Consider the following 12,584-nt stretch of genomic DNA (forward strand, 5'->3'; position numbering starts at 1 on the left):
CACCATCCTGCCACTCACGTGTGTCAGCGAGGTTTCTCGCGCGCCCGCGCCAAATAGGCTGGGGGGCATGCGCATTGCCACCTGGAACGTCAACTCCATCCGTGCCCGCGTCGACCGGGTGGTCGATTGGATGGTGCGGGAGGACATCGACGTGCTCGCCATGCAGGAGATCAAGTGCAAGCCCGAGCAGTTCCCGGCGCAGGCGTTCGAAGACGCCGGCTACGAGTTGGCCATCCACGGCCTCAGCCAGTGGAACGGCGTGGCGTTCGCCAGCCGCCACGAGATGACGGATGTGGCCACCGCGTTCCCCGAGATGCCCGGCTTCCTCAAGGGTGAAGAGGGCCCGGGGCTGCCGCTGGAGGCCCGCGCGCTCGGCGTCACCGTGAACGACATGCGGCTGTGGAGCCTTTACGTGCCCAACGGCCGTTCACTCGACGACCCGCACTACGTCTACAAGCTGGACTGGCTGGCCCGGCTGCGCACCCACGCCACCGATGAACTTGCACGCAACCCGGAGCTCGCGATGGCGCTGATGGGCGACTGGAACGTGGCACCGCTGGACTCCGATGTGGGCGACCCGAGCCTGGTTCCCGGCGTCTCCACGCACATCTCGCCGGCGGAGCGCAGCGCCTTCGAGGCGTTCGAGGCGGCGGGCTTCACCGATGTGGTGCGCCCGATCGTGCCCGAGGGGTTCACCTACTGGGACTACAAGGCGCTGCGGTTCCCCCGCAACGAGGGCCTGCGCATCGACTTCATCCTCGGCTCGCCGGCGTTCGGGGAACTCGTGACGGATGCGAGCATCCACCGCGACGAGCGCAAGGGCGACGCGCCCAGCGACCACGTGCCCGTGCTCGTGGACCTCGAGACCGAGGACGAGGACGACGACCGCCCGATGATCTTCTAGCTGCCCGCTGGAGCTTGTTGCTCTGGTTGAGCTTGTCGCGGTGGTTGAGCTTGTCGCGGTGGTTGAGCTTGTCGCGGTGGTTGAGCTTGTCGAAACCCGGCGAGCCAGCATCCGGGCGCGACCCGTCGCCCATACTTAACGCATGTCTCCTGCCGCAGCGGGGAACGACAGCGCGCCACAAGCTCCCGCAGACGTTCCCGTCACCGTGTCCATCCGGCGCCGCGTTGCGCCCGAACGCTTCGACGAGGCCACCCACTGGGTGCAGACCGGGATGGACCTCGCCAACGAATACCCCGGCTTCCTCGGCTCCGGCTGGGTGCGCGCGCACGCCGGGAGCGGCCACTGGCACATGCTCTACAAATTCCAGGATGCCGCGTCGCTTGAGGCCTGGGAGAACTCGATCGCCCGCACCACCTGGCTGCTCGAGGGCGAGGGCCTGGTGCTCGAGTCCCACGTGGTCAAGCGCACCGGCATCGAAGGCTGGTTCGACGAGTCCCAGGAGAACGCGGGGCCGTCCTCCCCGTTCCAGCCGCCGCGGTGGAAGCAGGCCGTGGCCATCGGGCTGGGTTTCTTCCCGCTGAATGTGCTCTTCACCTACCTGGTCACCGGGGTCGACCCTGAGTGGAACGACATCCCGACCGTGCTGCGGATCCTGCTGACCACCTTCGTGATGGCGCCCACCATGACCTACCTCGTCATGCCTTTCATCACCCGGCGGCTGCGGCCCTGGCTGCAGAAGCCGCCGAGGCCTAGGGCCTGACCGCGGGTCCCAGAGCGGTCAGGGCTGCGCGCAGGCACTCGTTGACCGCGCCACGGTGCGCGACGACCCAGTCGCCCGCATAGCGGCGAGGGGAGATTTCCACCAGCTGAACGAGTGCAATGTACATCCGATAGAGCAGCAGTCTGGTGTCCCCGGCCGGGGACCCGAGCGCCAGGCGCGCCCCACACGAGACGTATCCGTCCAGCAACGCTGTCGGCACCGGTCCCCCGCCGAGCTGGTCGGCCCCGGCGAACTCGAACAACGGGTCGCCCCAGAACGCCCGCTCCGGGTCGATCACGCCGGTCAGGCGTCCGGTGGCGGGGTCCATGAAGAGGTTGCCCGCCCAGAGGTCGGTGTGTACGAGCACGGGGACGGTAACTTCGGCGAGGGCTGCCCGGTGCCGATGGAGAGCCGCGCGGATGTCGGCCGACGGCACGCTCGTCGCCCAGCGATCGGCATCCGTCAACAAGGCATCCACCATCAACCCGAACGCCTCCGGCCAGGTCGGCGCGACGAGCCCGGTCGCGCGATTGGGATACCCGAAATCGCTGCCGGTCACCGTGTGCAGGTGCGCCATGACGGCGCCGAGGTCGTGCAGCAGCTCGGGCTGCTCGGCCGCCGATTCGCCGGTGGCCGTGGTGCGGCCCAGCACGGGCACACCCTCGAGGTGAGTCGCCACGACAACGTCGGTGGGCAGGATGCGGCGGCTGAAGTCGGTGTGCAGCACCCGGGGCATGAGCAGTTCCGGCCGGCCGGCGGCCAGCCCGTAGACGAGCGCTTCCGTGCGCACCAGGTCGAGTTCGTAGGTCAGCAGTCGATCGGTGTCGGCGGGGGCTGTCTTCACAATCACCCGAGTGCCGTCGGCCAGTCCGACCCGGTAGGTGGTGGCGAACATTCCCCCGGTGAGCACCTCGACGCCGGTCGCCTCGCCAATCGGGTCGAGGATGCGCCGCAGCACGGCTTGGGTCCCGGTCGAGACGTCCGGAGTAGATGATTCCGCGGTAGATGGTGCAGTGGTCACGGTTCGAACCTATCGTTCCGATCGATTGTGCTTCCGGCAGTGGTGAAGGAACAGCGCATCCGCTGGAAGCGCGTCAGGGCCGCGCGCTGAGCGGAGTGGACGGAGAACGACGACATCCTCGTCGAGCATTTCGCGGTCGTCTGGCCGTCCGAGCACGCAGACGAGTCGCACTAAACGCTTCGCCGGCTCCACCTGGGTACGCGCGCCGAGCGTGGCTGGGCGGCTCAGGCCAGCAGCGCCGCGACGATCACCAGCGCCGGGATCGCGCCGATCGTGGTCAGGAGCACGGTGTCCCTGGCGACCACGACGCCCCGGTCGTACCGGGAGGCGAAGTTGAAGATGTTCTGCGCAGTCGGCAGTGCGCTGACCGTGACCACGGCGAAGAGCTCGGCGCCATCAAGGGCGAAGACGAACCGGCCGAACAGGTACGCGATCACGGGCATGAGCACCACCTTGATCACCGACGCCGCGAACACCTGCTTGCGCCCGGTGCCGGCCTGCAGCAGCCTCTGCCCGTGCAGCGACATGCCGAACGACATGAGCACCAGCGGGATCGCGGCACCGCCGATGATCTCCAGTGGCGCGATGACGGCATCGGGCACCGTCACGCCGAACGTGGCCACGAGCACGCCGAGCACCGAGGCGATGATCATGGGGTTGCGCAGCGGCTGGGTGAGGATGCCGCGCACCGACACCCGGCCACGGGTGGAAGAGTCGAGGATGGTGAGCGTGATGGGCGCCAGCACCAGCAGCTGCAGCAACAACACGGGCGCCACGTACTGGGCGCTGCCGAGCACGTAGATGGCCACCGGCAGCCCGATGTTGTTCGCGTTGACATAGGTGGCGCTCGTCGCGCCGAGCACGGTCTCAGGCACGGGCGCCCGGAAGAACAACCGCGCCAGCAGCAGGTAGAGCAGCATGCCGATGATCACGCTGCACAGCACGGTGGCGAGGAACGCGGAGAACAGCACGTGCACATCCGCGTGGGCGAGCACCGTGAACAGCAGGGCGGGGGTGGCGACGAAAAAGGCGATGCGGTTGAGCACCCGGCCGGCGCTGTCGCCGGCCACGCCGGTGCGCTCGACGACGTAGCCCACCAGGATCACAAACCCGATGATCGAGAAACCGACCAGTACACCGCCCACCCTCTGAGCCTACGACCACGCCTCGATGCGGCCGGGCGCGCCGGATCGGCAAAAAATCCCGCCGATCGGCGTGGTGCGTCGTACGCTCGAATCATGCCTCACCTCGATGTTCCGGGCGCGAGCCTGTACTACGAAGCCCACGGTCACGTGTCGAAGCCCGCGCTGCTGCTGATCCACGCGGGCATCGCGAACCTGCGCATGTGGGATCCCCAGGTTCCCGCGCTGGCCGCGGACCATTACGTCATCCGCTTCGACACCCGCGGCTTCGGCCAGACGAGCACCGAGGACGTCGAGTTCTCCAATCGAGCGGATGCCCTCGCCGTGCTCGACCACCTCGGCGTGGCCCGGGCCACCCTGATCGGCTGCTCGCGTGGCGGTTCCATCGCCATCGACCTGGCTGTGGAGCACCCGGACCGTGTGGCCGGGCTGGTCACCATCGGCTCCGGCCCGAGCGGATTTCCGCCCACGGAGCTCACCGATGTGGAGGACGCCAGGTTCGACGAGATCGACCGGGCTTTCGAGGCCCAGGACTGGCACCGCCAGGCCCGCCTCGAGGCTGCGCTCTGGGACTTCGGCCCGCTGCGGCGGGAGGAGGACCTCGACCCCGACTTCGTCGCGACCGCCTACGCCCTCAACCGGGTGAACGTCATCCACGCCGACGAGAACCCGGTGTCGCTCCCCCTCGACCCGCCCGCCTTCGACAGGGTCGTCGACATCACCGTGCCCACCCTCGTCACGGTCGGCGAGTACGACATCTCCGAAGTGCTCGCCCAATACGAATACCTGGTCAGCACGGTGCCCGAGGCGAGCGGATGCGTGTTCCGCGACGCCGCGCACCTGCCCAATGTGGAGCAGCCCGCCGACGTCGAGCGGGTGCTGCTCGGCTGGCTGGCCGAGAACGGCCTCTAGGCCCGCTACTCGCGCGCCCCGCCCGGCGGCCGCACCTCGTGCCGGTCGCTGCACCCCGGGTGGCCCACTGCGCCAGCTATAGCTGGCGCACTGGGCCATACGAGGCGCAGTGAACGTGTCAGCCCGGAGGCCGACCCGCGCGGGATACAGGAAGGGCCCCGGTCTCCCGGGGCCCTCTGTTTCGTTGCTAACCCGTTGGGCCGCGGCGCGTGCGCTATTCGGCGGCGTCGTGGTCCGTCTCGAGGATCTGCGCGAGGGCCTCGAGGGCTTCATCGGCGCCCGCGCCCTCGGCGCGCAGCACGACGACCTGGCCGTGTGCGGCGCCCAGGCTCATCAGGCTGAGGATGCTCGAGGCATCCATGGCCTCCTCGGCCGGGTCGCCCTCGAGGGCGATGGTGACGTCCACGTCCTGGGCGTTCACGGCCTCGGCGAAGATCGCCGCGGGGCGGGCGTGCAGGCCGACGCGGCTGGCGATGGTGGCGGTACGTTCTGACATGGTTCCTCCTGGAGATGGTGAGAGTGGCACGGTTGAGGCTGTTGGCAGGGTGCCGGACCGATACGGAGGGATCGTCCGGCGGGGTACCGGTGGTAGATCCTCAGGGCAAAAAAAAGACCCGATCATCAGCCGAAGCTTCAGATCAGGTCTTGCCCACTGACGCGGTCACAATCCTGTGAGTGCACCGTTTCCAGTGCACGAGAACTGTACCCGCCCGTTCGACGGCGTCAAAATCGCACGGGCCATCTCGCGACAGCGGTGATTCGGTTCCTTCAAGCGCGCCGTGGCAACCATTCGCCCGCCTTCGCGGACGTTCGCAATCGCGAGGCGGGGCGAGGCGAGGCGGGGCGAGGCGGGGCGGGGTACGGGGTGCCGGGTGCCGGGCCAGGCCACCGGTCCGGCAGGTGCGCGGGAGCGCCACGGCGAGTGTGTGCACAACTCGCCCGGCGCGCGCGGGCAGCCGATAACCTGTGGTGGCCGCACCACTCATCAGGGGGATTGATGTCACCGAGCAGCTCCATACGCGATTTCGCCCAGTACGCCGGGCGGCACCTCTGGCCCCGGAGCGCGTCCGAGCTGACCGACACGACCCTCTGCCCGGCCTGCCTGACCCGCCTGCCGTCGCCGGTCTGTGCGTCCTGCGGGCTCGACCTGCGCCATCCGGCCGCTCGCGAACTCCTGAGCGCGTCAACGGATGCCGCCACCGCGTTGCACCGCCGGGTGGAGTTGATCGGCCGCATCCGCTTCGACGTGGCCGCGGCCCACTCGGCCGCCGAGGCGCAGCAGGCCAAGACACAGACCGAGACACACGCAGCTTCAGTCCGACGAGAGGGACTTGAAGCGGCGGCGCGCGACGCCGCGGCCGCGGCGGCAGCACGGTCGGCGACACCGTCCGTAGCCGACGCTGTCGCCCAGGCCGCAGCGCAGGCAGCCTCACTGGCGGCGGCGCACGAGGCCTCGCTGGCGCAGCCGCGCGACCCCTCAGTGACCGCGGCCGCTGAGTCACGCACCGCGCCGATCCACGCCGCAGCCACGCAGGCCGCGCCGGCAGCGTTCGCACCGCCGGTCCCGCACGCGTCAGTCCTGCCCGCATCCGTGCCGCCCGCGTCAGTCCTGCCCGCGTCCGCACCGCCCGCATCCGCACCGCCCGCGTCAGTCCTGCCCGCATCCGCACCGCACGCGTCGGTCCCGCCCGCGTCCGCTCCGCCTGCATCGGTCCCGCCCACATCGGCACCGCCCGCATCCGCAGCGAACGGCGGCCCACCCGGGCGGCGGCGGTCGAGCGTGCAGATCGTGCTGCTCATCGTGGGTGTCTCACTCGTCTCGGTGGCCGCGATCTTCTTCCTCACGGTGGCCTGGTTCAATGCCGGGCTGGCCTTCCGGTCGGTCGTGGTGGGCGCCTTCACGCTCGCCACCCTGGCCACGGCGGCGCTCCTGCGTCGCCGCCGCCTGGTGAGCACCGCGGAGGGCATCGGCGCCCTGGCCGTGGTACTGGTGCTCCTGGACGTCTGGGCGCTGCGGCGCAACGACCTGGGCGGTCTCGGCGCCACCGACGCGCTGCTCTATTGGGGTGTCGCCCTGCTGGTGTGCACCGCGCTGTTCCTGCTCTGGCACGCCGTGTCGAACCTGCGCGTGGCCAGCGTGGCCGGTTTCGCCACCGCCGCTCCGGGCCTCGGGCTGCTGGCCGCGGGGCTCGCGACGGATGCGCCCCCGCTCACCCGGCTCTTCCTGGCCGCCCTCGGCGTGGCCGCCGGCACCCTCGTGCACCGGTTCACCCTGCCGGGCACGGCCCGGTTCTGGCCCGCGCTCGACCGCCGGGCCGAACGCGCCGCGCTGCTCATCCTGGCCGGGCTGGCCCTGGTCAGCGCCCTCGCCGTGGCCGGCTTCGTGCAGCCCGGCACCGACACCGCTCCCCTGCCCAGCTTCGGCGCCGTCGCCGTGCTCGCGGTGGCGCAGGCCGTCACCCTGCTGACCAGCCGGCGAACGGATGGCGGCTACCGGGCCGCCGCATCCGCATCCGTCGGCCTGGCCGCCCTGGCCGTGGTGCTGGGCGTCATCGCCCTCAGCTGGCGCACCGGCAGCACCGAGCTTCTCGTTTCCGTGCCACTGCTGACCGCCGCGGTGCTCGCCCTCGGCGGGGAGCTGGCCTGGCGTCGGCGCACAGCCGGACCGACCCGGCAGGCGCTGCTCACCGGAACACTCTCGGCGACCGTGCTGGCCACGGCCCTCGGCCTGCTCACGGTTCTGGTGGCCTCGGTGCCGCTGGCCGGCGCCCTGGTGAGCACGCTGGACCGGGCGACCGGCCCGCTCACCGAGGTTCCCGCGCAGAGCGGGTGGGCCCTGGCGACGCTGGCAGGGGTCGCGGTGTTGGCGGCCGGATTCTGGCGGGCCGGCGCGGTGCTGGCCTCCCGGCTGCGCATCCTGGCCTGGTTCGGCGCGGTGGCGATGCTGCTGGCGGTGCCGTTCACCCAGTGGCTGTGGCTGATCCTGCCCCTCTACGTGTTGCTCGGCGCCGGCGCCCTGGCCGCGTTGTTCGCCGCCCGCCGGCGCGCGTACTCCTTCGGGGGGTACCGCAGCTTGATCGTGACGGTTCTGGCGAGCGCCGAGGCCCTCGGATACCTGATCGGCTGGGCCACCGCCTCCAGTTGGTGGCTCGGAACCCTGTCGGCGGTGCTGGTTCTCGTGTTCGCCCGACTGCTGCTCGACAGGGAGACCCTTGCCCGCCGCCGTGGTGCACTGCTGAGTGGCGCGATCGTGCTCGGCCTGGTCGGGGCCGTCGCCACGCCCCACGCCCTCACCCTGGCCGACCCGCCGGTCACGGCCGTGCTCTGGGTGCTCGTGGCGCTCAGCCTGGGCCTGGTCACCGGGCTGGTGCAGGTTTTCGCGGCGCAGAACCGGGTCGGCGGGCTGACCACCACCGAACGCCGTTGGGCGTTCTGGACCCTCTGCGCCCCCACTCTCGTTGTGCTCGCGCTGCCCCTCGGCCTCCTGCTCGACGGTTTGTCCTTCTCCGAACGCGCCGCGGTGGCCCCGGTCGTACCCGTTGCCGGTGTTGTCGTCACGGTCCTGGTCGTGGCGGCGCTGCTGCTCTGGGCGTTGGGCCGCGATTCGCGCGCCCCGGGCACCCGGTCGTGGGAGCGGCTGACGGCGGCTCTCCTCGTGGCACCGGCGCTGTTGTCGCTCACGCTCAACCTCGTTCTGATCACGGATGCGCCCGCCGCGGCATCCGTGCTCGCCGCGCCGGTCGCGGCCCTGGTCACCGTTGCCCTCGCGCTGGTCCTCCGCCTGGTCGGGCGCCGGCCCGCCGTCGTCGGCCTCGAGCTCGGCGCCGCGCTGGTGCTCGCCTCCGCGTTCCTGCGACCGAACGTGACCGAGTTCGGCTGGCTGGTGCTGCTCATCACCGGCGTGATCCTGCTGCTCGCCGCGGTCGACACCGACGGCCTGTTCGCGTCGCGGTCGTGGCGCCGCCACCTCGGCTGGCTCGCCCTGGTCACCGCGACCGCGGCGCTCTGGTGGGGCCTGGCGCGCGCCGGAACCACCCCGGTCGAGGCCTATGTGCTGCCGCTGGCCGGGCTGCTGCTGCTCCTGGCCGCACTGCTCTGGCGTTTCGGCCGGGTCGACCGCGCCGTCGCCGCGAGCCCGGGCTCCGCGCTGCTCACCCTGGCCGGGCTGGTCGTGGCCCTGCTCCCCCTCGCCGTGACCGGACAGACCGGCTCGGTGCTACGCCCGGTGATCGTGGGCACGGCATCCGCAGTGCTGCTCGTGGGCGCCAGCATTCTGCGCAGCACCCCGGCCCGCTCGGCGTACCTCGCCGCTGTCGGTCTGGCCGGCGCCCTCGGCCTGCTGACCTGCGGCATCGCCCGCTCCCAACGCATCGTCACGGCCGCCGGGCCGGCCGGTCCCGCACTCGAAGCGTGGCTGCTGCCCACCGTGGGCCTGCTGATCCTGGCCGCAGTACTGCTGCTGCGGCAGCCGGATGCCCGCCCTCAGACCATCCGACGCCGCGCGAGCACCGCGCTGCTGCTGGTGGGCCTGATCACGCTGACCCTTCTGGAGGCGGCGGCGTTCGACTCCTCGGCTCTCGGCGCAGCGCGACCCCTGATTCTGGTGCCGGCGCTCTCGGTGTTCGCCGTCGTGGCGTTCCGGGCAGAGCGGACTCCCCTCGGTGCCGTCACCGCTTGGCCGGCCCTCGTGCTGGCCGGGGTCGCGGCGTCCGCGGCCCTGCTCGCCGGTGCCGTGCAGCCGTTCGAGCTCGTCGCCGTGCCCGTCGCGCTCGCCCTCGCGGCTGGACAGCTGGTGCGGGTGCGCCCGTGGTCGCCTGCGTCTGCGGGCACCCTCGCCACGGGCGGAACGACGGCCCCCACCGGCAGCACGGGACCGGCTGAATCGGCGGGCATGACCGGCTCGGCGCCCTCCGCTTCTCGCCCGCTCTCGTCGGCGCCGATCTGGATCGGCGTGGGACTGGCCCTCGCGGTGCTGCCCAGCGCCCTCGCGGCCGTGGGAACCCCGCCACTCGCCGGCGGCATCCTGAACGGCATCACCGCCGACGGGCTCCGGCAGATCGGTACCCTCGTGGTCGGCGGGGTGCTCGCCCTGGCGGGCGCGGCCGCCTTCGGCCGGGCCCGTTGGGCACCGCTGGCCTGGCCCGCCGTGCTCGTCGGGGTGGCCGCCATCATCGTGACCGTCGGCGGGCGGCTGCAGGCGCTGCTCGCCACAGGCCCGGCCGACGGGCGGGTCGAGGCCTGGTTACTGCCCGCGGCCCTGCTCCTCGTGGTGACCGGCGGCTGGCTCATCACGGCAACGTCGGCAACGTCGGCAACGTCGGCAACGTCGGCAACGTCGGCAACGTCGGCAACGTCGGCAACGTCGGCAACGTCGGCAACGTCGGCAAACGGTATTCCTGTGCCGGCCTCACCCGGAGCTGTCCCGTCCGTCCGCCGCACCGTCGGCTACGCCCTGGTCGGGGTGGCGCTGCTGGGAATCCTCGGCACCGAAACCGGCGCCCTCGGCTTCGCCCCGTACGCCCCGGGCCGCGCGATCGCCCTGGTGGTCCTGTTCGCTCTGGTGCACGTCGCCGTGCTCCGGTTCGACCGCAGCCGGGCCGGCACCGTGCTGGCCTGGCTCGCCCTCGCCGCCGGGCTGCTCTCGCTCGTGGCCGGCGCCGGACGCGACCTGTTCACCCCGATCGAACTGGGCACGATCCCGCTCGGTCTGGCCCTCGTGGCCGGGCAGCTGGTCACCGCCGGGCTCCTCAGGGCTCCGCTCGGTGCACCGGCAAGCCGGCAGACCGGCGCGGCGCTTCCCGCATCCGCCCGGCTGCGCCACCAGGGTGTTGTCGCCGTCGGCCTCGCGCTCGCGCTGCTGCCGAGCGCCGTCGCGGGTAGCGACGGCACGGTGCTGCGGCCGGTGCTCGTGCTGGTCGCGGCCGGCGCGCTCGGCATCCTGGGTGCGCGGCTTGTGGCGCATCCGCGATGGGGCGTGCTCGCCGGGCCGGCCACCCTGGTGGGTGTCTTCGCCGTGCTCGTCACGTCCGGGCTGCGCCTCCTGCCCCTGTACGGCACGCCGGCCGGGCCCACCGGGCAGCTCGAGGCGTGGCTGCTTCCGGCAGCGGGTCTCGTGCTGGCCACCGGTGCCGGGCTGGTTTGGTCGGCAGGCCGGGCGCCGGCCGCCGCGGTCCAGGGCGTGCGGCGCACGGGCTACGGTCTCGCCATGGGCGTCGCCATCGGGATCGTCCTGGCCGAGGCGCCTGCGCTGCAGTACGATCCGCTGGCCACCGTGCGGATGCTGGTGATCGTGTGGCTGCTCTCCGCGGCGTACCTGGCCGTGTTCTCCCTCGACCCGAGCCCGCTCGGCCGGCTGCTGGCCTGGGTGACGCTCGCGGCGGCCGCCGCCATGCTCGGCGCCGGCGTCGCCCGTGGTGTGCCCGACCCCGTCGAGCTCGTCAGCGTGCCCCTGGCCGTCGTCCTCATCGTGAGCGGATGGCTGCACCTGGGCCGCGCTCCCGCCGCACGCAGCTGGGGCGCACTGGCTCCGGGGCTGCTGCTCCTGTTGCTGCCGTCGCTGCTGCTCGACCTCACGGCCAGTCCGCTCTGGCGGGTGGTGGGCCTGGGGATCGTCGCGACCGCGGTGCTGCTCCTCGGGGTGCGGCGCAAGCTGCAGGCCCCGTTCGTGCTGGGCAGCGTCGTGCTCCTGGTGCACGGTCTCGCCCAGCTGTGGCCGTGGATCGCGCTGGCGTACACCGCGGTGTACTGGTGGTTGTGGCTCGGCATCGGCGGTGTTCTGCTGATCGCCCTGGCCGCGCGCTACGAGCAGCGCATCCAGAACCTCAAGGCCGTGGCGCTGCGGGTCTCGGCGCTGCGGTAGGTCCCTCTGGGACGCAGTCGGCGCGGCCTGCGGAAGCGCGGCCTGTGGAAGCATAGGGAGGTGCCCGCCACCCTCTCCGCCCATGGCTCCAGCGCCGAGCGTCTGACCACTCCGCGTCTCAGCCTGGCGGCGCTGAGCGCGGCCGACCTGGCCGAGGTGCACGATATCTATGCCGACCCGCGCACCTGGTTGCACCTGCCGGCCGGTCGGCACACCGAACTGCGGCAGTCCGCGCTGCTGGTCAGCGACAGCGAGCGCAGCTGGGCGCGCTCCGGTCTCGGCCGCTGGGCGGTCCGCGCTCGCACCGCTCTGCCAGGCCTTCCGTCCGGCGCCCTCGTCGGTGTGGTGTCGGCGACCCTGCTGGACTGCGGCGTGCGCAACTTCGGCTACCGCCTCACTCCGGCGGCCTGGGGCATCGGCCTCGCCACCGAAGCCGCGACGGCAGCCCTCGCCGAGGCGCGAAGCTCGAGGTTCCCGGTCACCGCGCGAGCGCTGGCCGGCAATCCGGCCTCGGTGCGCGTGCTCGAGCGCATCGGGCTCACGCGCGTCTGGATGGGCCACGGCGGGGGCACCCCAGCCGGGGTGCCGACCGGGAACGGCCGCCCGGACACCACGGCGCTGCAGCGCGTGATCTTCGCCGACCGCCCGCTTGCGCCCGACCTGCTGGCCGCGGTCATCCGTCTCGGCTGATTCGCCCGGCCCAGCTCGCAGGCAGCGCTCACTGACCCAGCGAACGCACCTGTTCGTTGTACTGCTCCGTGGTCAGCTCACCGCGCGCGTAGCGTTCGTCGAGGATACGCCGGGCATCGCTGCGAGGCGCGACAGGACCGGGCCCCGGCGGACCGGACAGGCCGGCTGAGTCGGTGCGGAAGATTCGCACGGTCCAGACGATGAGCACCACGACGGCGGCCACCGACAGCAATCCGTAGAGCCACAGCCAGGCGGGGTTCATTCCGTATCCCCACATCATCTTGGGTCCCCTTTCG

9 protein-coding genes are annotated in these 12,584 nt (G+C 71.8%); 5 read left to right on the forward strand and 4 right to left on the reverse strand.

Features of this window, described 5'->3' with window-relative positions; all coding sequences use genetic code 11:
* Nucleotides 1-67 precede the first annotated feature (67 nt).
* Both PA27867_RS16690 and PA27867_RS16695 read left to right on the forward strand, forming a co-directional pair.
* Complete coding sequence (locus PA27867_RS16690) at nt 68-904, forward strand: exodeoxyribonuclease III (RefSeq protein ID WP_066598202.1); 837 nt, start codon at nt 68-70, stop codon at nt 902-904.
* 142 nt (nt 905-1,046) lie between these two features.
* The gene (locus PA27867_RS16695) at nt 1,047-1,664 is read left to right on the forward strand and encodes an antibiotic biosynthesis monooxygenase (protein ID WP_066598203.1); all 618 of its coding nucleotides are present in this window, start codon (nt 1,047-1,049) and stop codon (nt 1,662-1,664) included.
* Here PA27867_RS16695 and PA27867_RS16700 read toward each other — a convergent pair.
* Together PA27867_RS16700 and PA27867_RS16705 are read right to left on the reverse strand one after the other, a co-directional pair.
* Complete coding sequence (locus PA27867_RS16700; protein ID WP_066598204.1) at nt 1,654-2,685, reverse strand: phosphotransferase family protein; 1,032 nt, start codon at nt 2,683-2,685, stop codon at nt 1,654-1,656. The genes PA27867_RS16695 and PA27867_RS16700 overlap by 11 nt on opposite strands.
* Before the next feature lie 224 nt (nt 2,686-2,909).
* On the reverse strand, nt 2,910-3,830 hold the full coding sequence (locus PA27867_RS16705) for an AEC family transporter (protein ID WP_066598205.1): 921 nt from the start codon (nt 3,828-3,830) through the stop codon (nt 2,910-2,912).
* 93 nt (nt 3,831-3,923) lie between these two features.
* On the opposite strand from PA27867_RS16705, the gene PA27867_RS16710 reads away from it, so the two are divergent.
* Entirely contained in the window at nt 3,924-4,739 is an 816-nt protein-coding gene (locus PA27867_RS16710) for an alpha/beta fold hydrolase (RefSeq protein WP_066598206.1), read from the forward strand.
* Between the two features lie 214 nt (nt 4,740-4,953).
* Here PA27867_RS16710 and PA27867_RS16715 read toward each other — a convergent pair whose 3' ends face one another.
* A complete protein-coding gene (locus tag PA27867_RS16715) occupies nt 4,954-5,235 on the reverse strand; it encodes an HPr family phosphocarrier protein (protein ID WP_066598207.1) in 282 nt (93 codons plus the stop codon).
* Nucleotides 5,236-5,736: 501 nt separating this feature from the next.
* Here PA27867_RS16715 and PA27867_RS16720 point away from each other — a divergent pair.
* Both PA27867_RS16720 and PA27867_RS16725 read left to right on the forward strand, forming a co-directional pair.
* A complete protein-coding gene (locus tag PA27867_RS16720; protein WP_066598208.1) occupies nt 5,737-11,598 on the forward strand; it encodes an SCO7613 C-terminal domain-containing membrane protein in 5,862 nt (1,953 codons plus the stop codon).
* Nucleotides 11,599-11,658: 60 nt separating this feature from the next.
* The gene (locus PA27867_RS16725; protein WP_167550861.1) at nt 11,659-12,288 is read left to right on the forward strand and encodes a GNAT family N-acetyltransferase; all 630 of its coding nucleotides are present in this window, start codon (nt 11,659-11,661) and stop codon (nt 12,286-12,288) included.
* Nucleotides 12,289-12,316: 28 nt separating this feature from the next.
* Here PA27867_RS16725 and PA27867_RS16730 read toward each other — a convergent pair whose 3' ends face one another.
* Nucleotides 12,317-12,568 (reverse strand): SHOCT domain-containing protein, encoded by a 252-nt coding sequence (locus PA27867_RS16730; RefSeq protein WP_066598209.1) that lies wholly within the window; start codon nt 12,566-12,568, stop codon nt 12,317-12,319.
* Between the last annotated feature and the right edge of the window lie 16 nt (nt 12,569-12,584).

It is taken from the genome of Cryobacterium arcticum, from assembly GCF_001679725.1.
In the GTDB taxonomy this organism is placed as follows: Bacteria; Actinomycetota; Actinomycetes; order Actinomycetales; family Microbacteriaceae; genus Cryobacterium; species Cryobacterium arcticum_A.